17 protein-coding genes are annotated in these 25405 nt (G+C 72.0%); 13 read left to right on the top strand and 4 right to left on the bottom strand.

All coding sequences use genetic code 11. The features are described from left to right. Positions 1-3 precede the first annotated feature (3 nt). The 7 genes from ACVCAG_RS00655 (at position 4) to ACVCAG_RS00625 (ending at position 15546) form a co-directional block, all read left to right on the top strand. Positions 4-5946 carry an SDR family oxidoreductase gene (locus ACVCAG_RS00655; RefSeq protein WP_440086345.1) on the top strand — a complete coding sequence of 1981 codons (5943 nt, stop codon included), beginning with the start codon at positions 4-6 and terminating at the stop codon, positions 5944-5946. Beyond that, positions 5943-7289 (top strand): cytochrome P450, encoded by a 1347-nt coding sequence (locus ACVCAG_RS00650; RefSeq protein ID WP_440086346.1) that lies wholly within the window; start codon positions 5943-5945, stop codon positions 7287-7289. Before ACVCAG_RS00655 ends, ACVCAG_RS00650 begins: the two co-directional genes overlap by 4 nt. Next, on the top strand, positions 7286-9634 hold the full coding sequence (locus ACVCAG_RS00645; protein ID WP_440086347.1) for a KR domain-containing protein: 2349 nt from the start codon (positions 7286-7288) through the stop codon (positions 9632-9634). The genes ACVCAG_RS00650 and ACVCAG_RS00645 overlap by 4 nt, the downstream gene beginning before the upstream one ends. Before the next feature lie 23 nt (positions 9635-9657). Continuing rightward, on the top strand, positions 9658-10890 hold the full coding sequence (locus ACVCAG_RS00640; protein ID WP_440086348.1) for a cytochrome P450: 1233 nt from the start codon (positions 9658-9660) through the stop codon (positions 10888-10890). A 38-nt stretch (positions 10891-10928) separates the two neighbouring features. Beyond that, positions 10929-12758: an asparagine synthase (glutamine-hydrolyzing) gene (gene asnB, locus ACVCAG_RS00635; protein WP_440086349.1), complete on the top strand. Its 1830-nt coding sequence runs from the start codon at positions 10929-10931 to the stop codon at positions 12756-12758. Between the two features lie 740 nt (positions 12759-13498). Further along, the gene (locus ACVCAG_RS00630; RefSeq protein ID WP_447189286.1) at positions 13499-14602 is read left to right on the top strand and encodes an AfsR/SARP family transcriptional regulator; all 1104 of its coding nucleotides are present in this window, start codon (positions 13499-13501) and stop codon (positions 14600-14602) included. Then, positions 14599-15546 (top strand): hypothetical protein, encoded by a 948-nt coding sequence (locus ACVCAG_RS00625; RefSeq protein ID WP_447189285.1) that lies wholly within the window; start codon positions 14599-14601, stop codon positions 15544-15546. Before ACVCAG_RS00630 ends, ACVCAG_RS00625 begins: the two co-directional genes overlap by 4 nt. Positions 15547-15646: 100 nt before the next feature. Here the strand turns inward: ACVCAG_RS00625 and ACVCAG_RS00620 are convergent, their stop codons facing one another. Further along, a complete protein-coding gene (locus tag ACVCAG_RS00620; protein WP_440086352.1) occupies positions 15647-16615 on the bottom strand; it encodes a helix-turn-helix domain-containing protein in 969 nt (322 codons plus the stop codon). A gap of 657 nt (positions 16616-17272) precedes the next feature. On the opposite strand from ACVCAG_RS00620, the gene ACVCAG_RS00615 reads away from it, so the two are divergent. The 3 genes from ACVCAG_RS00615 (at position 17273) to ACVCAG_RS00605 (ending at position 20693) form a co-directional block, all read left to right on the top strand. Next, positions 17273-18643, top strand: coding sequence for a ricin-type beta-trefoil lectin domain protein (locus tag ACVCAG_RS00615; protein ID WP_440086353.1), 1371 nt, complete (start codon positions 17273-17275; stop codon positions 18641-18643). 449 nt (positions 18644-19092) lie between these two features. Then, positions 19093-19479 carry a YciI family protein gene (locus ACVCAG_RS00610; protein ID WP_440086354.1) on the top strand — a complete coding sequence of 129 codons (387 nt, stop codon included), beginning with the start codon at positions 19093-19095 and terminating at the stop codon, positions 19477-19479. Beyond that, entirely contained in the window at positions 19479-20693 is a 1215-nt protein-coding gene (locus tag ACVCAG_RS00605; protein ID WP_440086355.1) for a sigma-70 family RNA polymerase sigma factor, read from the top strand. Before ACVCAG_RS00610 ends, ACVCAG_RS00605 begins: the two co-directional genes overlap by 1 nt. 39 nt (positions 20694-20732) lie before the next feature. Here the strand turns inward: ACVCAG_RS00605 and ACVCAG_RS00600 are convergent, their stop codons facing one another. Continuing rightward, positions 20733-20969 (bottom strand): hypothetical protein, encoded by a 237-nt coding sequence (locus tag ACVCAG_RS00600; protein WP_440086356.1) that lies wholly within the window; start codon positions 20967-20969, stop codon positions 20733-20735. A gap of 219 nt (positions 20970-21188) precedes the next feature. On the opposite strand from ACVCAG_RS00600, the gene ACVCAG_RS00595 reads away from it, so the two are divergent. Both ACVCAG_RS00595 and ACVCAG_RS00590 read left to right on the top strand, forming a co-directional pair. Continuing rightward, on the top strand, positions 21189-22070 hold the full coding sequence (locus ACVCAG_RS00595; protein WP_440086357.1) for an alpha/beta fold hydrolase: 882 nt from the start codon (positions 21189-21191) through the stop codon (positions 22068-22070). Positions 22071-22111: 41 nt separating this feature from the next. Continuing rightward, positions 22112-22492, top strand: a complete 381-nt coding sequence (locus ACVCAG_RS00590; RefSeq protein ID WP_440086358.1) for a VOC family protein — start codon at positions 22112-22114, stop codon at positions 22490-22492. Positions 22493-22587: 95 nt separating this feature from the next. Here the strand turns inward: ACVCAG_RS00590 and ACVCAG_RS00585 are convergent, their stop codons facing one another. After that, positions 22588-23484, bottom strand: a complete 897-nt coding sequence (locus tag ACVCAG_RS00585; RefSeq protein WP_440086359.1) for a LysR substrate-binding domain-containing protein — start codon at positions 23482-23484, stop codon at positions 22588-22590. A gap of 71 nt (positions 23485-23555) precedes the next feature. Between ACVCAG_RS00585 and ACVCAG_RS00580 the strand changes: the two genes are divergently transcribed. Continuing rightward, entirely contained in the window at positions 23556-24470 is a 915-nt protein-coding gene (locus ACVCAG_RS00580) for a dihydrodipicolinate synthase family protein (RefSeq protein WP_447189284.1), read from the top strand. A gap of 16 nt (positions 24471-24486) precedes the next feature. Here ACVCAG_RS00580 and ACVCAG_RS00575 read toward each other — a convergent pair whose 3' ends face one another. Next, positions 24487-25371 carry an NmrA family NAD(P)-binding protein gene (locus ACVCAG_RS00575; protein WP_440086361.1) on the bottom strand — a complete coding sequence of 295 codons (885 nt, stop codon included), beginning with the start codon at positions 25369-25371 and terminating at the stop codon, positions 24487-24489. Positions 25372-25405: the final 34 nt, after the last annotated feature.

Raw genomic sequence — 25405 nt, 5'->3', positions numbered from 1 at the left:
GCCATGTCCATGGGAGAGCTGAACGGCAAGGTGGCGCTGGTCACCGGGGGCGCCAGGAACGTCGGCAAGGCCATCGCGACCGAGCTGGCCAGGCGTGGCGCGCACGTGATCGTGAACTACTTCCACGCCCGGGAGCAGGCCGAGGCGACGAGGGCGGAACTGACCGCCGCCGGTTACCCGGTGGACCTGATCAGAGCCTCCGTGGCCAGACCCGAGCAGGTCGAGCGCATGTTCGCCACGATCGGGGAACGTCACGGCGGCCTCGACATCCTGGTGAACAACGCGGCCTCCGGAGCACTGCTGCCGCTCGCCGAGGTGACGGCGGAGCACCTGGACAAGGGCTGGGACACCAACGTCAAGGGGGCGCTGGAGTGCGCACGCCGCGCGCTGCCGCTGATGGAACGGAGGGGCGGCGGGTCGATCGTGAACGTCTCGGCCCTCGGCGGTGCCCAGTTCGTCATGGCCAACTACTTCGCCTGCGCGCCGGCCAAGGCGGCGATGGAGGCGCTGACCCGGTATCTGGCGGCGGAGTACGCCCCGCGCAACGTCCGCGTGAACACGGCCTCGGCCGCCATGCTGGTCAGCGAGGTGGCCGACCGGTTCCCCGACGCGGCACGGATGCAGGAGGCCGTCAGGCGTGCGACGCCGATGGGCCGTCTCGGCACGCCCGAGGAGTTCGCCGAGGTCGTGGCCTTCCTGGCGGGTGAGCAGTCCCGCTGGATGACCGGCCAGGTCGTCCTGGCCGACGGCGGTCTGTCCCTCGGGACGAGCATGCTCGCCGCGCCGCCGGTGGAGCCGGTCGCGGAAGACGAGCCGGACGGTGCCGTGCGGGACGAACTGGACGGTGCCGCGCGAGGTGAGCCGGACGGTGCCGCGCTGGACGAGCCGGACGGTGCTGTGCCGGACGAGCCGGACGGCGTCGCCATCGTCGGCATGGGCCTGGTGGTGGCGGGCGCCAACAGCCCCGAGGAGTACTGGCGGCTCCGGCTCGACGGCGAGGAGCTGTTCGTGCCGGTGCCGGCCGACCGCTGGGCCGGCGAGGAGTTCCACTCCGACGACCTCGCGGCCGAGGACAAGTCGTACCAGGACCGCTGCGTCTTCATCACCGGCTTCCAGCCCGGCCCCGGCACCTTCGACCAGACCGGTGGCGCCGAGGAGCACGAGCTCACCACGGCGTGGCTGCGTCACTCGATGGTGCAGGCGATGCGGGAGGTCACCACCCGGCCGGGCGACCGGTTCTCGTGCAGCATCGGCTACACCCCCGACGGCAACCAGCACCTGGAGGAGGCGGGAGTCCTGGCCGCGGTGGCCGCGAGGGCCGAGCGGCTGCTCGCGGGCCTGGACCTGGCGGACGCGGCGCGTGAGAGCCTGCTCGAGGAGCTCGACGGCACGCTCGCCGGACGCTACCGCCGGGGCGCCGGAGCGGATCCGTCGCGCTTCCTGCCGTACCAGGTGGGGCGGCTGGCCGTGGAGGGGGTGCTCCCGCCGGAGACCAGGTTGCAGATGGTGGACACGGCCTGCTCCTCCTCCCTCTACGCGGTGGACATCGAGGCCAAGACGCTGCTCGCCGACGACGCCGACGTGGCGGTGTGCGGGGGAGCCTTCGCTCTGGGGCCTCGTGGCACCGTGCTCTTCTCCAAGCTGCAGGGTCTTTCCAAGCGGGGAGAGGTGCGCGCGCTGGACGCCGACGCGGACGGCGTCATCTTCGCCGACGGCGCCGCCGTGGTCGTGCTGAAGCGCCTCAGCCGGGCCCGCGCGGACGGCGACCGGATTCACGGGATCATCAGGACGATCGGCACCTCCTCCGACGGCAAGGGCAAGGCGGTCTACGCGCCCAACCCCGACGGCCAGGCCCTCGCCATGGAGCGGGCGCGACCGGACGGCGTGGACTGGATCATCGCGCACGCGACCGGCACCCCGGCCGGGGATCTGGCCGAGTTCACCACGCTGCGCGGCTACCACGGAGACAGGACCTGCGCGGTCACCTCCAACAAGTCCCTGGTCGGGCACACGGGGTGGGCGGCCGGTCTGGTGTCGGTGATCGAGGGCGCGCTGGGCATGCGCCACGAGACGATCGCGCCGCAGTTCCGCTTCACCGCGCCACCCGAGGACTTCAGGATCGAGGAGTCCGGCCTGTACATCCCCACCGAGGCGCGGCGCTGGCCCGCGCGCCCCGGCCGCAGGCGCGCGCTGGCGGTCTCCGGATTCGGGTTCGGCGGCACCAACGCCCACCTGGTCGTCGACGAGCCGCCCCCCGCCGCCGCGAGGACGGTCCCCGCCCCGCGCGCGGACCGCGGTCGCATCGCGATCGTGGGCTGGGCGGCGCACCTGCCGGGACTGCCGGACCGGGACGCGGTGGCGGCCTGGCTGCGCGGTGACGGCGCGGGTCCCGGCGCGAGCTTCGGCGACGTCTACCCCGTGCCGGGCTTCGAGAAGGTGCGCCTGCCCCCGCGCACGGTGCGGACCATCGACCGCTGCCAGCTCATGATCCTCGAATGCGGCCACCAGCTCCAGGCGCAGCTGGGCGGAGCCTGGACGGACCTGTCCGAGCGCACCGCGGTGTTCGTCGGGCATCTCGGGCCCACCCGCGCGGGCATGCTCTACGCCAACCGGTGCTATCTCGACAGCATCGACCGCACCCTGTCGGCCAACCCCCGCCTGGTCTCCTCCGCGTTGCTCCCGGCGCTGGTCGACGGCCTGCGCGAGGACATGGGCCGGCTCATCCCGCCCGCCAACGAGGACTCCTTCCCGGGCATGATGCCCAACATCGTCTCCGCGCGCGTGGCGAACTACTTCGGCTTCCACGGCCCCAACCTGATGATCGACTCCGGCCTGGCCTCCGCGCTGTCCTCCTTCGACGTCGCCTGCCGCTACCTCCGCACGGGAGACGTCGACCTGGCGCTGGTCGGCGGCATCAACGGCAACAATCTCCCGGAGCTGCTGCCCCTGCTGGCCCGCGAGTTCGCGGGCGCGGGGGAGCCGGTGGCCGCGGAAGGGGCCTTCCTGTTCGCGATCACCAGTGAGCGGGTGGCGGCCGAGGCGGGCCTGCCGGTCCTCGGCTGGATCGACACCTCGACCGGCGGGTCCGCCGAGGACCGGGCGGACATCCCGGCCGGCGGGTCCACCGGGGACCGGGCAGGCGTCGCGACCGGCGGGTCCGCCGACGCCCGGGAAGGCGCCCGCACCGACGTGGACTGCGGTGCCGGCGCGCCGGACAACGCCCGCTACCTCGGCGCCTCCGGGGGCATGGCGATCCTGCGCGCGCTGCACTCCGCCGACGCCGCCGCCGTGCGCATCGCCTGCTCCGGCGAGCCGGGGGCGCCCGCCGTCCACCTGACGCCCGCCGTACGGGACGCGGAACCCGCCCTCGCCGCCGGGTTCTCCGACCCGGAGCGGTACGCTCCCGGCGCCGCCGTCGAGGTGCGCCGGCACGTGCCGGAGCTGGTGGCGGCGCCCGCGTCCGTGACCGGGGAGTGCGAGCCCTTCCTTCCCGACGGTGTCCTGGTGCTCGTCGACCGGCCGGAACTCGCCGAGAACCTCTCCCGCCTGCCCGCCGGCGCGCGCGTGGTGTCCTGCGCCCCGCTCACGGCGTCCCGGCCGGGGTGGCACCACCTCGCCGAGGTCACCGCCGAGGCCGTCGACGCCGTCCTGGGCGAGCGGATCCCCTCGCACGTGCGGGTGCTGGCCGACCTGACGGCCGCCGCGCCGCCCGCCGAATGCGTCGCCGGCGGCGCGCCCGGCCTGGAGGCGCTCCACGAGCTCACCTTCCTGGTGCTGCGCCGCTGCCCGGCGGCCTCCGTCACGACGGTGCTGCTCGGCGCGGTGCCCGGCGGCGTGCCGCACCCCTACACCGGCCTGTTCTCCGGGCTGACGAAGGTCGCCCATCTGGAGTCGCCGGACTCCGTCCGCTTCATGCTCGCCACCGGCACCCGGGACGTCCGCACGGCGGAGCGGGCGGCGGAGCGCGAGTCGGGCACGGAGCGCGCGCTGCCCGTGGTCTTCGACGTCGACGGGGAACGCCGCGTGTTCACCCTGGTCGAGCGGCCGGCCGAGGTGGGCGACGGGACCACCGTCCGGCTCACCGAGGATTCGGTCGTCCTGGCGGTCGGCGGCGCCAGGGGGATCACCGCCGAGCTGATGAAGGCGCTCGCCGAGCGGTTCAGGCCGAGGCTCTACCTGGTGGGGAGCAACCCGATCAACAGCTACCCGCCCGAGGTGTTCGAGGCGAGCGAGGAGGAGTTCGCCGCGGGAAGGAAGGCCTACCTGCGCGCCCAGCTCGACGCCCGTCCCGGCACGCCCGTCGGGGTGCTCAGCCGGGAGTACGACCGGATGGCCGACGCCCGGGCCGCGCGCGGCAACCTCGACGTCATGATCGAGCACTGCGGCCCGGACCGGGTGCGCTACCTGACCTGCGACGTGACCGACCCCGACGCGGTCCGCGCGGCCGTCGGCACCGTCCTGGCGGACGGCGGGGACATCGACCTGCTCGTCAACGCCGCCGGGCGCAACGGGTCGGCGCTGATGCCCGACAAGGACCTCGACACCTTCAGGGCCGTCCGCGACCTGAAGCTGGTCTCGCACCGCAACCTCAAGCGCGCCCTCGCCGGGCGGCCGCCCGGCCTGTGGTGCAGCTTCGGCTCGCTCCTGGGCTTCTTCGGCCAGCGCGGCGAGGCCGACTACGCCTCGGGGAACGACCACCTGGCCGCCGCGGCCGCCTACGCGGCGGCAACCGAGGGCGCCGCCGAGGTCACGCTGGCCTGGACGCTGTGGGGCGGCGTCGGCATGGGCGCCTCGCCCCTGGTCAGCGACTACTACGAGCGGCGCGGCTTCTACACGCCCATGACGGCGGCCGAGGGCGTCCACCACTTCGTCCGCGAGCTGCACACCGGCACGCCGGAGGCGCACGTCGTCTATCTGGGCGAGGCGGAGCGGCGCACGGTCGGGGAGTTCTACCCCGCGTTCTTCGCCGCACCGGAGGGCCCCTCTCCCTTCTACCTGCGCCGGCTCGTGGCGCGGGAGAGCGACGCGGTGACCTACGAGTGCCGGTTCGACCTGTCGAGCGACGGCTATCTGCGGCACCACGCCGTTCACGGGCACCCCACCCTGCCCGGCACGTTCATCACCGAGATCGCCGCGGAGGCCGCGCGGTCCCTGCGGCCCGGCCTGCGGGTCATCGGCTTCACCGACCTGCGCTTCGAGAGGTTCCTGCGGATCTTCGAGAACGTGGACCCCGTCCCCAAACGGATCCAGGCCCGTGTCACGCACGCGACCGGGGACCTCGTCACGGTCGACGTGCGGCTGGTCACGGACGTCGTCGCCCCGGGTGGGGTCGTCCTGAGCACCGGCAGCGTCCACTTCAGCGCGCGCGTCCTGCTGGCGGCGACCTTCGGCGTGACGCCGCGGATCACCCCGTGGGCACCCGACGCCGCGGAGGTGGCCGTTCCCGACCCGTACCACGTCCGGAATGCTCCCGTCCTGCTCACCGGGCCGTTCGTCACCACCACCGGCACCCGGCTGCACCCGAGGGGCAAGCGCGCCAGGTTCGCGCCGTCCCTCCGGCGGGACGACCCGGTGTGGTCTCGCTTCGCGATGCCGAGCCTGCTCCTGGACGGCATGGCCCGCATGGGCGTGCTGAACCTGATCGGCGGGCACCTGGTGCCGGTGGCCGCCCCCCTGTCCATCCGCCGCATCGACCTCTACCAGGAGGCCAACGACCTGTCGCTGGCCGGCTCGGGGCCGATCGAGCTCTACGCGACGCCGGCCGGGTTCGCCCTGGAGACGGACGGCCCGGTGGAGAACCGCTTCGTGGCCGCCAGACCCGACGGAAGGGTGGTGGCGCAGATCAAGGACATCGCCGCCACCGTCCTCGGCTACCTGAGCGTGGACACCGGAGAGTTCCACACCCCCGACTCGGCCCTCGCGGCCATTGCAGGAGATGGACGATGACCGCACCTCCCGCGCCAGGGCCGGAAGGTCGCCACCTGATGGGCGCGCTCAGCAGCTTCAAGCGCGACTCGCTGAGCCTGATCACCGAACTGCAGGGGTACGGGGGCATCGCCCGCGTGCGGCTCGGCCCGTACCTGGTCCACCAGCTGACCGGGCCGGAGTTCATCAAGCACGTCCTGCAGGACAACACGGACAACTATCGGCGTGGCCGCTTCTACCAGGGCTTCAACCTCTTCATGGGCCGCGGCATGCTGACCACGGACGGCGCCGAGTGGAGGGCGCGCCGCGACGTCAGCCAGCCGTTCTTCCAGCGGGCCTGGCTGCACGGCGCGTCGGGCGTGATCACCTCGTGCGCGGAGGAGCTGATCGCCCGCTGGGAGGGGCCGGCCGAGCGCGGGGAGGACATCGAACTCGTCGACGAGATGATGTGGCTGGCGATGGGCGTGCTCAGCCGGATGCTCTTCGGCGTCGACCTGCGTGACAGGTACGCCGAGCTGGCACCGGCGGTCCGCTTCTCGCTCAAGGCCATGATCCTTACCGGTGAGGTCAGCCAGATGCTGCCGCGGTGGGTACCGACGAGGTACCGCCGTGACCTGAGGCGCCACCAGGCCGTGCTCAACGGGGTGATGGACGACGTGATCGCCCTGCACCGCGCCGGCGGCGGCGATCCGGACGACCTGGTCAGCGCGCTGCTCAAGGCCACCGACGCGGAGACGGGACGGCCGTGGCCGGACCGGCAGATCAGGGCCGAGCTCAAGACCCTGTTCATGGCCGGGCACGAGACGACGGGCTGCGCCCTGGCGTGGACCCTCTACTCCGTCGCCCAGCACGCCGACGTGCGCCGCAGGCTCGAGGCCGAGCTCGACTCGGTGCTCGGAGACCGGGCGCCGACGCCCGGCGACCTGCCCGGCCTGCCGTACCTGCGCCAGGTGGTCGACGAGTCGCTGCGGCTGCACCCGCCGATCTGGGTGTTCCCGCGCGACGTGGTCGAGGACGACGTCATCGGCGGTCACCACATCCCCGCGGGGACGACCCTGCTCATCCCGCCCTACGCCGCCCATCGCGACCCCGCTGCCTGGGAGAACCCCGAGGCGTTCGACCCCGAGCGGTTCTGCCCGGCCGGCCGCGGCCCGGCCAGGTACACCTACCTTCCCTTCGGGGGCGGGGCGCGGCGCTGCGTCGGCTACTACATGGCGCTGCTGGAGATCCAGTTCACCGTCGCGATGCTCGTCCGCCGCTATCACCTGAGCCTCGTCCCCGCCCAGCAGGTGACGCCGGTCGGCCTGGTGTCCCTGAGACCGGCGCGCGGCATCCGCATGCGGCTCGCCAAGAGGGGTGCGTGAGGCTCGTGACGCGGACCACACCCGTCCACCGCTACGTCTGGGAACCGGCCCCCGCCCCGCCGCTTCCGCCGTGCGGGCCGCGGCACCTGGCGGGCCGCCGGATCGCGGTCATCGGCGGCCTGGACGGCACGGCCGAGCGGGTCGCGGCCGGGCTCGCCGGGCTCGGCGCGATCCCCTGGCAGCCGGGCGACCCCGGCGTGCCGGACGCCGTCGTGGACCTGACGCTGGCCGACCCGTTCGCCCCCACCGACGCGGCGAGCTGGGAGAAACCGCTCACCCGCACGCTGGCGGTGCTCCGGCACTGCTACGACGACTGGGCCGGGGAGAGCGACAGCCGCCGCCTGGGCTATCTGGCCGTGACCTACCAGGGCGGTCACATGGGGTACGGCGAGACGGCCGCCCACCAGCCGCTGGGCGGGATCTGGGCGGGCCTGGCCAAGACGCTCCACCGGGAGATCCCCAACGTCAACGCGCGGGTCGTCGACGTCGCCGACCCGAAGCAGCCCGATCTTCCGGACATCGTCGCCCGGGAACTGTACCGGTGGGGGCTCTGCGAGGTCGGCTACGTCGACGGCGTGCGCCACACGCTCGCACCGCGCGTTCGCGAGGCGCCGCCCGCCACCACGGCACCGGGCCCGCGGGACGTCGTCCTGGTCTGCGGAGGCGGGGTCGGCATCGGCTACGCGCTGGCCACCGAGCTCGCCAGGCGGCACGGCTGCGAGGTCGTGATCACCGGGCGCCGCGCCGCGCCCGAGGGAACGGAGGAGTGGCTGCGCCTCGATCCCGCGGGCTTCGACGACCACCGTCACGACCTGATGCGCCGGGCCGCGCGCGACGGCACGCTCCGCGAGACCAGGAAGCGGCTGCACCGGCTGGCCCGGCTGCGGGAGCTGGCGCGGAACCTGCGGGCGGCCGCCGAGGAGGGACTGCGCGTCAGGTACGAGGCCTGCGACCTCGGCGACCCCGCCGCGGTGTCGGCCCTGGTGGACTCGCTGGGCCCGCGGCTGACGGGCGTGGTGTACATCGCGGGCGTGGACCGCCCCGCCAGGCTGCCCGTCAAGACCGACAGGGACTTCCTCGCGGGCGTCTCGGTGAAGATCACCGGTTTCCTCCGCGTGTTCGACGCCGTCCGCGACCGTGACCTCGCCTTCTTCTGCAACGCCGGATCCCTCACGGGCCGGCTGGGCGGCATGGTGGGCGAGCTGGACTACGCGGCGGGCAACGAGGCGCTGGCGCGCCTGGGCCTGTGGGCCCGGCGGGCCGGCGGGTTCCGGGTGCTCACCACGTGCTGGCCCCTGTGGCAGCAACTGAGCGCCTCGACGAACGTGGACGCCGCGCTGCGGTACATGACGGCGCTGGATCCCGCCCAGGGCCTGGATCTGTGGTGCCGCGAGCTGCTGTCCTCCTCCGGCGAGGTGACGTTCCTGGGGAGGCTCGGCAGGGAGCTGCGCCCCGTCCAGGCCGGCCAGTTCATGATCGAGCAACCGCTCCCGGGGTTCGACCTCGCCTACGCGAGGATCTTCCATCTCGGGCGGCCGACCGGTTACCGCCCGCCCGCGCGGCTGGTCGCGCGGCTGCGGCTGGACGGCGACGCGGTGCCCGCCCTCGGCGACTTCCTGGTCGACGGCAGGCCGGCGCTCCCGGTGAGCCTGCTGATGGAGAACGCGCTGCGCTCGGCGGAGTGGACGGTACCCGAGCAGGGACCGGTGCTCGTCCCGTGCGAGCTGCGTGACGTCCGGATCGACCTGTCGGGTCTGGCGACGGACGGCGGCGAGCTGGTCCTGGACCGGGAGTGCGCCGGTGCGGAGACCGGGGGCCGCTGGAGCACCTCGGTGGTCTTCCGCAGGCCGGGTGACGGCACGGTGGTGGCGCGGATGCTCGTGGGATACGACCCGTCGGGGTACGACGCGCGGAGCGTGCCCGCCGTGCCCGTGACCGGCCACGCGGCGGCCGCGGCGGCCGCGACGGCCGCGACGGCGGGGCCCGTGGAGGGCGCGCGCCCGCGGGGCCTGGACTGGCGGGGCGCGCTCATCGCGGCGGGCGGGTGGCGGCGCGATCGCGACGGCACGCTGAGCGCGGAGGTACCGCCCTGCCCGCCGGCCGACCTGTGGATCGCCGACCTGGTGCCGGGGAACAGGCTGCCCGTCGCCGCGGTGGAGAACATCGTCCGGGCCGTCGTGACGGGCCCGGGGCGGCGGTTGCGGATCGGCCGCGTCGCACTGCACGCCGACGCCTCGTCGGCCGGCCTCGTCGTCGGCCTGCCCGGCGGGCGGGAGTGGCACGCCGTCGACAGCGGCACGGCGCGGGTGGTCCTGACACTGCGCGAACCGGAACTCGGCGCCTGACGGGGAGAGAGGGCACGATCCCGATGAAGATCACGATGGCGGGCATCTACCGCCAGGAGCACATAGACGACCCGTATCCGCTGTACCGGCGGGTGCGCGAGGCCGACCCGGTCTACTGGGACGACGAGATGGGCGACGACGGGGCCTGGATGGTCACCGGTTACGCCGCCGCCCAGACCGCGCTCATGGACCCCCGCCTGTCGGCCAGGCGGCCGCACTGGGGCCGGGATCGGCTCCCCGCCGACCCGGAGCTCGCCTCGGCGCAGCGCGCGATCGACCAGCAGATCGTCGTCAGCGACGCGCCGGAGCACACCCGGCTGCGGCAGCACCTCACCCGGCCCTTCCTGCGGCGCCGCGTCGACGAGATGCGCGAGGACGTGGTCAGGCTCACCCACTACCTGCTGAAGGCGGCCGTGGCCGGTGAGTCGGGCGAGCTGGACGCGATGGACCGCTTCGCCTTCGCGCTCCCGGCCGTCAGCCTCGCCGGCGTGCTGGGCATCCCCGCCTTCGACGAGCGTTACCTGTCCTGGATGCTGAGCCTGGGGCTGCTCATCGACGACGGGCCGCTGAGCCGTACGCACCAGGACAAACTGCTCGGTGGGGTCGTCGAATACCTCCGCTTCTTCGCCGGGCACGTCGCGGAACGGCCGGGGAAGGGGGCGGCGGGCAGACGCCAGGACCTGCTGCAGACCCTGGCCGACCACTACACGGACGGCGGATTCGCCGACGCGGAGGAGCTGAACGGCAACCTCGCCTTCCTGCTCACCGCTGGCCAGATCAGCACGGCGCACCAGATCGGCAACACCCTGCTCCACCTGCTGCGCAACCCCGACGTGTACGACCGGCTGCGGGCGGATCCCGGCGCGGTGCCCGCGGCCACCGCCGAGTTCATGCGCTACGACGCCTCCATCCAGCTCACCAAGCGGCGGGTGCGCGAGCCCTTCGAGCTCGGCGGCCACGAGATGGGCCCGGGGCAGGAGGTCTACGTCTGGATCGGGGCGGCCCACCGCGATCCGGCGCAGTTCGCCGACCCCGACCGGCTGGATCTGGACCGGACGGGGGTCAGGCACATCGCCTTCGGTCACGGCGCCCACTACTGCCTCGGGGCACGCCTGGGACAGCTCGTCCACGACGTGGCCGTCCAGGCGTTCATCGAGCGCGTTCCCGCGCCCCGGCTGCGGACCGACAAGATCGAACGGTCGGTCATGCCGACCTTCCGCGGGCCGTACAAGCTTCCTGTCGGTTTCGGCCGGTAGGCGCCTGCCCCAACCGCTCACCAGAAGGAGGACCCGGTATGTGTGGCATAACCGGATGGGTGGATTTCGACCGCGACCTCACGAGGGAACGAGACCTGCTGCGCGCGATGACCGAGACCATGGCCTGCCGGGGGCCGGACGACGCGGGCGTGTGGGCCGACACCCACGCGGGCATCGGGCACCGCCGGCTCGCGGTCATCGACATCGAGGGCGGCGCCCAGCCCATGAAGGCCGAGCGGGACGGCCGTGTGGTGGCCGTCCTGACCTACTCGGGCGAGGTCTACAACTACCGCGAGCTGCGCGAGGAACTGAAGGCCAGGGGGCACCGCTTCCACACGGCGAGCGACACCGAGGTGGTGCTCGCCGCCTACCTGGAGTGGGGTGAGAACTGCGCCGACCACCTCAACGGCATGTTCGCCTTCGGCGTGTGGGACGCGGAGCGTCAGGAGCTGGTGCTCGTCCGCGACCGCCTGGGGATCAAGCCGCTGTACTACCACCCCACCCCGGCGGGAGTGCTCTTCGGGTCGGAACCCAAAGCCCTGCTGGCCAACCCGCTCGTCAGACGCGGCATGGACATCGACGGGCTGCGCGAGGTGCTGACCTTCACCAGGATCCCCGGCCGGACGGTCTACCAGGGCATGCTCGAGGTGCTCCCCGGCCAGGTGGTCAAGGTCGGCAGGAACGGCCTGACCTCCAGGCGCTACTGGAGGCTGGAGGCACGCCCGCACACCGACGACCTCCAGACCACCGTGGAGACCGTGCGGGGGCTGCTGGAGGACATCGTCGAGCGCCAGCTCGTCTCCGACGTCCCGCTGTGCGTCCTGCTGTCGGGCGGTCTGGACTCCAGCGTGCTGACCGCCCTGGCGGCCGGGAAGCTCGGCGCCCGAGGGAAGCCGGTGCGCTCCTTCGCGGTCGACTTCGTCGGCCAGGGGGAGGGCTTCACGGCGGACGACATGCGCGGCACGCTCGACGCGCCGTTCGTGGCCGAGGTCGCCCGCCACGTCGGCTCCGAGCACACCGACATCGAGCTGGACGCCGCGCGGCTCGCCGACCCGTCGGTGCGACGGGCCGTGCTGAACTCGCGCGACGTGCCGATCGGCCTGAGCGACATGGACGCCTCGCTGTACCTGCTGTTCAAGGCGATCAGCGCGCACTCCACGGTCGCGATCTCCGGAGAGTCGGCCGACGAGCTGTTCGGCGGATACATCTGGTTCCACGACCCGAACGTGATCAACGCCCCCATCTTCCCGTGGGCCGCGTACGGGTCCATGGACCACACCGCGCTGTTCGACCTCGGGCTGCTCCAGAAGCTCGACCTGCAGAACTACCTCGCGGAGCGCTACCACGAGGCCCTCGCCGAGGTGCCCCGCCTGGAGGGCGAGACCGGCCTGGAGCGCCGGATGCGCGAGATCAGCCACCTCCACCTCTCCCGCTTCCTCCAGCTCATGCTGGACCGCAAGGACCGCACCAGCATGGCCTGCGGCCTGGAGGTGCGCGTCCCGTTCTGCGACCACCGCCTCGTCGAGTACGTCTTCAACGTCCCCTGGGCGATGAAGACGCACGACGGACGGGAGAAGAGCCTGCTGCGGGCCGCCACCGCGGACCTGCTGCCGCGGTCGGTCCTCGACCGCCGCAAGAGCCCGTACCCCTCCACCCAGAACCCCGCCTACGACCAGGCCGCCAACGAGGAGCTGGGCCGGGTGCTCGCCGACCCGGACTCGCCGCTGTATCCCCTGCTCGACAAGGAGAAGGCGCGGCTCAGGGCGGACGGCAAGGGCCCCGGCGGGCGCATGGAGCGCAACCTGCTGGACAACACGCTGCAGATGAACACCTGGCTCGACTCCTACGGCATCACCCTGGACGTGTAGACCGGCGGACCCGACGCCGGCGCGCCGGGCGGCGTCCGTGAACGACCGCCCCCCGACGGCTCCCGGTCCTCGCCGGGTGCGCGTGCCGTACGGGGAGCGCCCTGCCGGACGGGAATCGCCCGGGGCGCCCGGTGCCTTCGTACCGGCGAATCGCGAGCGGCGTCGGACCAAACCGGCGAGGGCCGTGAAAGACGGGAAACCCAATCACCCCGGCCGCGGGCCGATCGTTCGACAAGTAAGGGGGATTCTCGTGAGCGGACACGCCGAAACCCCTGACCTGTCGCCGGTGGCGAGAATGCGCCGGCTCGGGACGGGCCGGGGATTCGCCGGAGCCCCGCGCGCCGGAACCCAGCTCGGCCCAGGTTTTTCCGGGCCGAGGCCGAATTTCTCGGAAACGCTCGTGGCCGGCCTCTTCCGGTGACGGCGGGTGGCCATTCCTTCGCATTTATGAATCCTTTGCCGATGCATGGACCAGGGAAAGGAGAATGTGGGTCAAGCGATTTACCGTGGCAAGTGATCGTCTCCGTATCCGGCATTTTCGTCGATCTTCTGAAATGCCTTCCGGGGGCCTGCTCTTACGGGATGTCAGATCGCGAGTAAGTTTTGGCCGGTAGGGTGGCGCGTGTGCTCATCTCGGTGGGTGAGCGGGTGATGACACGGGCCCGGTGAACGTGAGCAGGCGTCGGAGATCGCGGTATCCGTCCAGCTCACGCCGATTTACCTGGAGCGGGGCTGGAGGAATGGTCATCGATCGAAGTCTCGGCGTGCAATCCAGAGCCGTGGTGACTACCGTCGTCACTGCAAGGAACGACGAAGAATCCTTCGTGCCGACCGGCACGAAAACCAACGGGGAACGTCCGAACTCTTTCAGAGAGTGGCAAGAGATGCAGTTTCGCATTTTAGGCCCGGTAGAGATCTGTGACGACAAACGACATCGCCGCTTCGTCCCGCCAGGGCGGAAGCAGCGGGCATTGCTGGCGACGCTGGTCATCAGGGCGGGACACGTTCTGTCGGTGGACCGCCTCATCAACGAACTGTGGGGCGCGAACCCGCCGGCCACCGCGGTCAACTCGCTCCAGGCCACGATCGCCCGGCTCCGCCGCCTCATGGACGTGCCGAAGACGGGGGACGGCACCGACTGGGTGATCCTCACCCAGGATTCCGGATACGTGATGCGGCCGGGGCGGCAGGCCACCGACGTGGACCGGTTCACCGAGCTCGCCGACGAGGGCAGGGCCATCGTCGCGATGAACCCGCACCGCGCCGTCGTCCTGCTGCGCCAGTCGCTGGCCCTGTGGCGCGGTCCCGCGCTCGAGGACGCCATCTGCGGCGACATCTGCGCCACCTTCGCGATCCAGCTCGAGGAGAGGCGGCTGGCCGTACTGGAGGCCCTGTACGACGCGGGACTGCGCACCGCCCGGCACGCCGAGATCATCGGTGAGCTGGAGGCGCTCGTCGGCGAGCACCCCTTCCGCGAGCGGTTCCACGACCTGCTGATGGTCGCGCTGTACCGCAGCGGCAGGCAGCCGGAGGCGCTGGCGGTCTACGAGAGGCTGCGCGCGCGACTGTCGCGTGAGCTCGGCCTGGAGCCCAGCCCGGCCCTCCAGCAGCGGGTGCAGGAGGTGCTGAACCGGACGGCGGAACTCGACGGTGCCGCGCGCCCCGGCCGGCGAACGACGCCGGCCGGCATCCCGGAGACGGACCTGATCGTTTCCGGGCTCTTCCGGGAGGTCGGACACCTCCGGCACCGGCTGGAGCTGCTCACCCGCGAGTACAACGCGCTCCACGACCGGTTCGACGCCCTGGTCGCGCCGCTCGCCAGGCCCAAGGCGGTGGGAGAGTGAAAGCCCTGCCCAGGCCGCGCGGCTACAAGTGGCTCGACCGGCACATCGACCGGCTGGACCCGGAGACCGACTACCACGAGATCGTGCGCCTGACGGCGGTCTTCCGGCTCAACGAGTTCCTGCTCAACATCGGGTACGTGGTCAACTTCATGGACGTGACCATGCCGACCCACGGCGGTGACGCGCTCATCTTCGGCGGCAAGGTCGTCCACCAGCCGCAGCGGCGCTTCGAGGACAGCGCGTACTTCCTGTGGACGTGGTACCTGTACCCGCCGGACAGCGAGCCGGTGAAACGGTCGATGGACCTGCTCAACCGGATCCACGGGGCGGTCGCGAAAGGGATACCGGGCGCGTTCGCCCACAACGAGGACTACGTGCAAGGCCTGTGCCTGCTGGCCGTCCTGCCCCATCGCCTGCAGCAGCTGTGCGGGCTGCCCGGATACCCCGAGCGCGTTCAGGTCGCCTACCACAACTGGGCCCGAGCCCTGTCCGAGCACGTCACCGTCGAGGGCGGCGTCGCGGTCAGGGACTTTCCGGAGGACTTCTACCAGATGGTGAACTTCGCCGACGAGTACGACGCCCGCCAGTGGCCCAGAACCAGGAACGGCCACACGGCGAGCGACGCCTTCATCCGGCAGTTCTGCGAGCGCTGGTTCCCCCGCCCCCTGCGGGGCGTGGGCCGCACCCTCATGCTCACCGTCATCCCCGAGAACATGCGCAGGGTGCAGCAGCTGGAGGACCCCCACCCGCTGGGGCAGTTGCTGGTCAAACTCGGGATGCGCGCCATGTTCACCCTCCAGGGGCTGATGCCCGATCCCCGGACCCCCGTCTACCGCCGCAAGGTCGGCAGGTCCGACAGCCCGAGCATGCGGCAGCTCAAGGAGACGGGGGAGCTGCCCAGCGGACCGCCGAGACGGCGGCCGACGGCGACGGGAGGTTCCTAGCGCGGGACGGGCGAGCCCTCCACCCCCCTCCGGTGCCGCGCGGAACCGCCGGAGGGGATCGACAGCGGTCGAGGCGGGTCCGCACCCCGTCCCGGATCCCTCAGCCGGAACCCTTGGCCCGGGCCTGGCGGTAGCGGGCGGGGGAGACGCCGAACTCGGTGACGAACGACTGCCGAAGGCTCTCGGTGGAGCCGAACCCGCAGCGGGTCGCGATGTCCGCCACCGAGAGCGACGACGAGGCGAGGAGTCGCTCGGCCGCCTGCGTGCGCGCGTGCCTGATGAAGCGACCGGGCGTCTTGCCCAGGTGCTCCAGGCTGAGCCGGGTCAGGTGACGTTCGCTCACGTTCAGCTGGGCGGCCAGCGTCGCGGGGCTCAGATCACCGTCGAGGTTGCTGACGACGTGGTCGACCACCTGCCGGATCAGCGGATGCTCCGGCGGCGGCGCGCCCACGAACATGCTGATCTGCGCCTGGTCGCCCGGCCGCTGCAGGTAGGTCACCAGGGCGCGCGCCACGATGCGGGCCAGGCGAGGGCCGTGGTCCTCCTCGACGAAGGCGAGCGTCAGGTCCAGGGCGCTGGTGACGCCGGCCGCGGTCGACACGTGCCCCTCGCGGATGTAGAGCGGGCCCGGGTCGACGGTGACGTTGGGGTGGTGGGCGGCGAGCGTTCCCGCGTACCTCCAGTGCGTGGTGGCGCGCCGCCCGTCCAGCAGCCCGGCGGCGGCCAGCAGGGTCGCGCCCGTGCACACCGACGCCACCCGCCGGCTGACCGCGGCCAGCCGGCGGATGTGCGCCAGGAGCACGGGATTGCCCGCGGCGGCCTCGTGGCCGACCCCACCGGAGACGACCAGGGTGTCGAGCGGCCCGGTGACGCGTTCGAGGGCTTCCTGACCCTCCAGCGTCAAACCCGAGTCGCAGGGCAGTGACCTGCCACCCGAGGTGGCGAGGCGTACCCGGTAGGGGGGAGCCGCCCCCAGCTGGTTGGCCATGTGGAGCGGCGTGGTCACCGAGGCGATGTCCAGCAACTCCGACTGCGGATACCCGATCACGACGGTCAGCCGCTCATCCATGAATGCCCATCCCGTCGGAGAACCGACACGAATCCCAAGTTTACTTGGCATGGCTGATTCCGCCGAGTGGAGTCGCGTCCGGGTGTGGGCCGACTCATCGCCGAACGGAATGTTCTGCCGATCCCTGTCGCGATCAGCGCGGCTAACGCCCATGACGGCCCGGCGCCGGAGCCACTGGTCTTCGGATCGGCTCCAAGCCCGGCAGTCCTCGACCCGCACGACCCGGGATTAGCCGATTTCGTCCGAAACTATCGGAATTTCACCGAAACTTCTGGGCGAGGTGCGATACGCGTGACGGCGGCATCCCATGATCATATTTGGGGCCACCGGCTCTCCGCTCGGCGCGCGATCGACCTACTCACTGCGAAAGTTTCATCCTGTGCGCCGGGAGCGGGAACGAACCTTCCCTGGCCAGCGCGCGCAGGGGCACGCCCCGCGGCCGGGCTGCGAATCAAGTTGCTTGACATCCGCAATCAGGTCGTATTTGCTCCCTTGCATTACACCCCCATGCGGCGTGCAAGCGGCATACCGATGAACGTTAGCGCTCACACCTCGATTCTGGTTTCGCAGCTCCGGGCATTCGATGCCGCTGATGGAGAGGAACGCAGAACATGTCTTTATCGTCGGTCCGGTCCCCACGGCCAGAGGGAATCGCAAATGTTGAAGCATAGGTCCATTCTCGGGATCGTGGCGCTCGCGGCGGCTGTCGTCCTGGTGACGGGACACGCGGCGATGAGCAGCGACAGCGGCGCAGGAGCCTCGGCGTCCACCGCCGCCGCGCTCGCGGGAACCGCGGGATGCGGGAAGAACCCGACGCTGAGCAGCGGAACACACACCATTCAGTCCAGCGGAAAGAATCGCAGCTTCATTCTGCGGATTCCCGCGAACTACAACAACAACAACCCCTATCGTCTGATCTTCGGCATCCACTGGCTGAACGGCACCATGAACGACGTCGACTCCGGTGGAAGCAGCGGGGCCTCCTGGTCCTACTACGGACAGCGGCAGCTGTCGAACAACACCGCGATCTTCATCTCGCCGCAGGGCCTCAACAACGGCTGGGCCAACTCCAACGGCGAGGACGTCATCCTCTTCGACGACATCATGCGGCGGGTGGAGGCGGATCTCTGCGTCGACCCCTCGCTGCGTTTCGCCATGGGGTTCAGCTACGGCGGCGGCATGAGCTTCTCCCTCGCGTGCAGCCGCGCGACGGTCTTCCGCGCGGTCGCGGTGTTCGCCGGCGCGCAGCTCAGCGGATGCAGCGGCGGCACCCAGCCCATCGCCTACATGGGACTGCACGGCATCACCGACAGCGTCCTCAACATCTCGCAAGGACGGACGCTGCGGGACAGGTTCGTCCGCAATAACGGCTGTACCGCCCAGAACCCGCCTGAACCGGCCTCGGGCAGCCGGGCGCACGTCGTCACCGCCTACTCGGGGTGCCAGGCCGGGTACCCCGTCGTCTGGGCCGCGTACGACAACGGTCACACGCCCGCCCCGGTGGACGGGACCTACACCGAGAACGGCGCCCAAACCTGGACCAAGGGAGAGGTGTGGAAGTTCATCTCCCAGTTCCAGAGCACCTCCACGCCCACCCCGACGCCCACCCCGAGCGTCACCCCGACCATCACCCCGACGCCCACCCCGACCCCCACCACCAGCTTCCGCCTGCGCAGCGAGGGCGCCGGGCGCTGTGTCGACTCCCCCAACAGCGCCAGCGCCAACGGCACCCAGCTGCAGATCTACGACTGCCACACCAACGCCAACCAGCTCTTCAGCTACGGCTCCGGCAGACTCCAGATCCTCGGCAAGTGCCTGGACGCCCCCACGAACGCCGGCTCCGGCACCCGCGTGCAACTGTGGGACTGCCACACCAACAGCAACCAGCAGTGGACCTTCAACTCCAACGGCACCGTGACCAGCGGCGCCAACAACCTCTGCCTCAACGTCACCGGCACCGGCAACACCTCAGCCGTGACCGTCGCCACGTGCAACGGCCAGGCCACCCAGAGATGGACCAGGGCATGACCACCTACTAGCCGATGGCAGACGTCGGGTCCAGGCGACTTCGCCTGGACCCGACGCGCTTCATCGCCCAGCGCATGGGCGCGCACTCGAACGCCACAACGTCACCTGGCGTTCCCCCGGGGCGTGGCCACCCGGTTTCATCGCCGGGAGGCGCCGGACACCGGCGGCACCACGCGCTGAAACGGCCCCCACAACTCATCGGGCATAAGCCGTCGAAAGGACACATCCACCGACGATCCAACGGTCGACCCCCAAAAGAGCCACGATCTAAACTGATCAGCGTCATCATCAGCAGGGCGTCCGCGTCGGCCGTCGCTCAGGAGCCGGTCTGACGGGATCGACCGCGTCGCGGCGGGAGTTTTCTCCGGGGTCGTGTCGATCGGCGGGCCGCTCGTTCGACGTGTGGGGGCGAGGGCCGAGAGGCGGCCCCGCCGGACGAGGAGAACGCGATGTCGAAATACCTGCTGATCATGCGGGGCACCGATGAGACGAACGCGGCCATGATGGCTGACATCGACGAGGCGATGGCCGCGACCGGCCGGTTCATCGAGGACATGATGAAGGCCGAGGTTCTCCTCGCCGCCGAAGGGCTGGACGATCCGGGCCGGGGCGTCGTGGTCGACTTCAGCGGTGAGGCGCCGGTGGTCACGGACGGGCCCTACGGCGAGACCAGGGAACTGTTCGGTGGCTACTTCCTGCTCGATGTCGCCACGAAACAGGAGGCGGTCGAGTGGGCCAAGCGGGTCCCGGCGGTCCGCGGGTCCAAGATCGAGGTCCGGCGGGTGGCCGAAGCCGATGAGGTCCCGCAGGGCAGCGAGAGCAACGACCGGATCTGATGGGCACGACCGATGTCGAGGCCGTCTGGCGGATCGAGTCGGCCCGGATCGTCGCCGCGCTGACCCGGTTCACCGGCGATTTCGGGCTGGCCGAGGACGCGGCCCAGGAGGCGGTGGCCGAGGCGCTGGTGTCGTGGCCGCGCGCCTCTCCGGCCAATCCGGCCGGCTGGCTGATGGCCACGGCCCGGCGGCGGGCGATCGACGCGATCCGCCGCCGGACCGCCCTCCAGGACCGATACGCCCTGCTGGCGGCCGACCCCGCGGTCGACCAGGAGATCGACCTCGACAGGATCGACGACGACGTCCTGGCGCTGATGTTCGTCAGCTGCCACCCGGTGCTCTCCCGCGAGGCCCGGGTGGCGCTGACCCTGCGCGTGGTCGGCGGCCTGTCCAGCGAGGAGATCGCCCGCGCGTTCCTGGTACCCGTGCCGACCGTGCAGGCCCGCATCACCCGGGGCAAGAAGACGATCGCGGCGGCCGGGGTGCCGTTCGAGCTGCCGCCGGCCGGCGAGCGCCGGGAACGGCTGGGCGGCGTGCTCAGCGTCCTCTACGTGATCTTCACCGAGGGGTCGACGGCCACGTCGGGCGACCGGCTGCTGCGCCCCGACGTCGCGTACGAGGCGATCAGGCTGGCCCGCACGCTGGTCGCGCTGCAGCCGGACGAGCCGGAGGTGCACGGCCTGCTCGCGTTGTGCGAGCTGACGGCCGCGCGCTTCCCGGCCAGGACCGGCCCGGACGGCACGCCGGTCCTGCTCGAGGACCAGGACCGGCGGCTGTGGGACCTTTCGGCGATCCGCCGGGGGCTGGCCGCGCTGGCCAGGGCATCGACCCGCGGCCTCGGCCCCTACGGCCTGCAGGCCGCGATCGCCGCCGCCCACGCGTCGGCGCCCTCGGCCGAGGCGACCGACTGGGATCGGATCGTGCTGCTCTACGAGGCGCTCGGCCGGGTCGCGCCCTCGCCGGTGGTCGAGCTCAACCGGGCCGTCGCCGTGGCCATGGCCTCGGGTCCGGCGCGGGCCCTGGCCATCGTGGACGAGCTGATCGCCTCGGACCGGCTCCCCGGTTCGCATCTGGTTCCGACCGTACGCGGGGAGCTGCTGGCCCGCCTCGGCCGGCGACCGGAGGCGCGCGCCGAGCTGGAGCTGGCCGCCCGGCTGTGCGCCAACCAGCGCGAACGTTCAGTGCTGCTGCGCAAGGTGGCCGCGCTGGACTGACCTCCCCAGCGCGAGCGGACGGAAGCGACGGCCGGCGGGTCACCGCCTCGTCAGGCCGCCGACGCTGAGCACGAAGTCTCCGCCGCGTTCGTCGACGCCGGCCATGACCGACGCCTGGTGCCCGCCGTCACTCGCGATCGTCCAGAACGTGAGCGCGGTGGTTCCCAGGGCGGTCCGGCAGGTCTGGACGGCCGGTTCGAGCTTGGCCGTGTTCCCGCGCGCGGTCAGCGTCCAGTCGCATCCGTTCTCGGTCCGGGCCGTCGCGATCAGCCGCAAACCAGGACTTTACGGACGAGTTGCGTCCCGCTCATCGGCGCCGCGTCTCATCTTCGGGGTACTCCACGCGCCGTAGCGGGCCCGGATCCTCGTCCCGGCGCCGTACGGGCGAGATTCCTCCCCGCGGGACGAGTAAGAGATCGATTTCTCGGTAGGTTCACGCCGTGGCGAACGTCACGGGTCGATGACCGTCGAGCTCTACCCGGGAGACGCTGAGCGATGTTCGAAGGCTTCGAGGCAGGACCGATCCAGGTCGAGGACGCGTCCGTCTACGTCCGCCACGGCGGGGAGGGACCGCCGGTGCTGTTGCTGCACGGTCATCCCCGCACCTCCGCGACATGGCATCGCGTCGCGCCTCGGCTGGTCGAGCGCGGCTTCACCGTCGTCTGCCCCGACCTGCGGGGATATGGCCGCTCGCGCGGTCCGGCACCTGCCGCCGACCACTCCGGGCACTCCAAGCGCGCCGTCGCGAACGACATGGTGGCGGTGATGCGCTCTCTGGGGCACACCCGGTTCGCTCTCGCCGGACACGATCGAGGAGGCGCCGTGGCGTTCCGCCTCGCTCTGGATCATCCCGACGCGGTGTCCCGCGTGGCGTTCATCGACTGCCTGCCCATCAGCGAGCACCTGTCCCGCATCACCGCGACGTTCGCGACGCAGTGGTGGCACTGGTTCTTCTTCGCGCAGCCGGACATCCCGGAACGCGTCATCAACGCCGATCCCGACAGCTGGTACCGCGGCGACCCGGAGAGCATGGGCCGGGAGAACCACGACGAGTTCCGCGCGGCCACCAGGGATCCCGACGTGGTGCGGGCCATGCTGGAGGACTACCGGGCCGGCCTCACCGTCGACCTGCGCCACGAGGAGGCCGACCGGGCCGCCGGCGTGCGGCTGCGGTGCCCCGTCCTGGCCCTGTGGTCCCTGCGCGACGACCTCGAAGATCTGTACGGGGACCCGCTGAGGATCTGGCGGCACTGGGCCGGCGACCTGCGTGGCCACGGGATCGACTCCGGCCACCACGTGGCCGAGGAGGCCCCGGACGCGCTCGCCGCGGCCCTGGGCGACTTCTTCGGCGCCCGATCAGAGGCGGGACCCCGGTGAGACGGGCGGGGGCCGCAGCCGGAACCACGAAAGGAGAAACCATGACGAGCCGGTTCGCGCAGTGGACGCTCGACGTGCACGACAGCCGGAAGATGGCGGCGTTCTGGTCGGCGGCGTTGGGCTACGAGATCGAGCACGACGGCGAGGGCCCGCACCTGTGGCCGCCCGCGGACGCGCCGCAGGGCTCGCTGACCGTCTGGCTCCAGCCGACGGACGCGCCCAAGCGCGACAAGAACCGTAACCATCCCGACCTTCACGTCCCCGACGGAGGCGACGTGGACGCCGAGGTCGAGCGGCTGGTCGGGCTGGGCGCCACGCGCGTCGACGTCGGCCAGAGGGGCGACGAGGGCTTCGTCGTGCTGGCCGATCCCGAGGGCAACGAGTTCTGCCTGCTCTACCGGCGCCATCCCCAGGGAGCCTAGGCGGCCCGCCGGGCCGGAGACGCGGGGGCCGGATCGACCGGACGGAAAAGCATCGCGACGTCGCCGTGGCCTGCGAGACCGGCCGGCCGGGATGCTCACCGGCCGAGGTAGGCCTCGGTGGAGGCGCGGAGGGCGGTGACGCACGCGGCCACGGCCGGATGGGAGGCCGCGCCCTTCCGGTAGGTGACGCGGGTTCGCCGGCGGGTGGCGAGCGGGACGAGGCGCACCCCGGACGGCGGCCGCGCCGTGGCGAGCTGCGGTACGAGCGAGACACCCTGGCCGGCCGCCACCAGCGCGAGCACCGCGGCGAAGTCGTCGGCGTGGTGCCGCACCAGCGGGCTGAAGCCGGCGGTGCGGCAGACCTGCAGCGCGACGGCGTGGCAGGCGGTGCCGGGGCTGCCCACGATCCAGGCGGCGTGCCGGGCGTCGCCGACCGGGTCGGCGCCGGGGTCCGTGCCGGCGGAGGGCATGGCGAGGAACACCGTCTCCTCCAGCAGCGGCACCGCGTCGAGCGTGGGGCCGGGCTCGACCGGCATGACGTCGTAGTCGTTCACCAGGGCCACGTCCAGCCGCCGTTCGCGCAGCGCCTCGGGCATGGCGACCGGGTCGAGCTCGGTCACCATCAGCTCGAGGCCGGGGTGATCGAGGCCCAGCGTGACCAGCGCGGCAGGCAGAAGGGTGCGTACGGCGGTGGGGAACGCGCCGATGCGCAGCGGACCGGCCGGCTCGCCGCGGGCCGCGGCCAGCGCGGCGCCGGCGTCTTCGAGGGCGGCCAGGACGGTCTCGGCGTGCCGCACGAGGACGACACCGGCCGGGGTCAGGACGACCCGGCGTCCGGTCCGCTCCAGCAGCGGCACGCCCGCCTCGCGTTCCAGCGCGGCCAGCTGCTGGGAGACGGCCGAAGGTGTGTACGTGTGCGACCTGGCCACGGCGGCGATCGTGCCCAGCCGCGCCAGGTCGCACAGCAGGCGCAGTCGGCGGACGTCGAGCATCAGCTCAGCTTACGGGTGTGCGTAGAAAGCTGAACTGGACCTTGCCGGTCCGGGCGGCGCACCCTGGACGCATGACGCTCACCGGCCTGTACGTGCCCTTGATCACCCCGTTCGACGACGCCGGAGCCGTGGCTCTCGACGCGCTGGAAGCCCTCGCGCACCGGATCCTGGACGCCGGGGCGACCGGTGTGGTCGCGCTGGGCACCACCGCGGAGCCGTCCGCGCTCAGCGGCCCGGAGCAGCGGGCCGTGGTGGACCTCGCCGCCCGGGTCTGCGCGGAACGCGGCGCGCACCTTCTGGTGGGCGCCACCACCCCGCAGGCGCTGGACGCGCTGCGGGACCGGCCGGAGGCGGTGGCGGCGCTGAGCCTGGTCCCGCCGTTCACGCGCCCGGGCGAGGCCGGGGTGCTGGCCCATTTCCGCCATCTCACCGAGGTCAGCCCGGTACCGCTCGTCGTCTATCACGTCCCGTACCGGACCGGGCAGTGCCTGTCGGCGGACGCGGTGCGACGGCTGGCCGCCCTGCCCGGTGTGGTGGGCGTCAAGTACGCGGTCGGCGGGATCGACGAGGACACCGTCGCGCTCATGGCCGACCTCCCGGACGGCTTCGCGGTGCTGGGGGGCGACGACCTGTTCGTCTCGCCGCTGCTCGCACTCGGCGCGCACGGCGCGATCATGGCCTCGGCGCACGTGGCCACCGCCCGGTACGTGGAGCTGGCCGAGGCGTGGCGGACCGGCGACGTGGCCCGGGCGCGCCCCCTCGGGCACCGCCTCGCGGCCCTGTCCCGAGCGCTGTTCGCCGAGCCCAATCCCGCCGCGATCAAGGCGGTCCTGCACGCCCGCGGCGTCATCCCCACCGCCGCGGTCCGGTTGCCGCTCCTGCCGGCCCGGCCGGACACCGCGCGAACCGCGCTGCGCCACGCCGATGCCCTGTGCCACGCCGACGCCCTGTGCCACGCCGAGGCCCCGCACCACGTCCCGGCCTGACCGGCGGGCCGCGATCTCAGCCGTCGCCGGCCGCGGTGAACGCCGAGGCGTGGTCGCGGGCGAAGCCGGCGATGTCACGCGGGGGACGGCCGAGAAGTCCGGCGAGCGTGTCGGTGGTGATGTCTCCCCAGCCGGAGACGTACGCCCGCGCGTACTCCTCGAGCATGTCGGCGATCCATTCCGGAACGCCGTGGCCGAGCAATGTCGCGCGCCTGGCGTCGTCGCCGACCGGCAGGTACGTGACGGGCCTGCCGAGAGCGAGCCCCAGCTCGCCGGCGACCTCGTCGAACGTGAGCGAGCGCGGGCCGGTGAGGGTGTACGTCTCGCCGTGGTGGCGGCCGGGGTCGTCGAGAAGCACGCGGGCGGCGCACTCGGCGACGTCGCGTACGTCGATCATGCCGATCCGCGCCGAGGCCATGTTCAGCGAGAACGTGCCGGTGGCGGCGATGTCGCCCGCCTCGTTCAGCAGGTTCTGCATGAACCAGTGGGGACGCAGGATCGTCCAGCGCATGCCGCACCGTTCGATCTCCCGGTCCGACAGCGCGTGCAGCCTGCCGCTGCGGTTCGGCGCGTCGTGTGCCGCGCCGACGACGGACAGGCGCACGACACGTTCCACCCCGGCCTGGCGTGCGGCCCACACGGCGTTCATGGCGTTCTCCGGGGCGCGCGGGCCGTTCGGGGTGAGCAGCCACAGGTCCTGCACGCCCTCGAAGGCGGGCGGCAGCGACCGGGCGTCGTCGAGGTCACCGGCGAAGACCTCGGCGCCCCGCTCACGCGAGCCGCCCGCCGCGGACTCGTCGCGGACGAGAGCACGAAGGTCCACCTCGGCCCCCCGCAGCGCGTTCATCAGCGCGGTGGACACGGTTCCGGTGGCTCCGGTGATCAGTACGGTGCGCGACACGCTCGTTCTCCTTTGTCGGTGGTGATGGAAACGC

This window comes from Streptosporangium sp. G12, from assembly GCF_052983175.1.
This window is presented reverse-complemented; position numbering and strand designations above follow the sequence as displayed.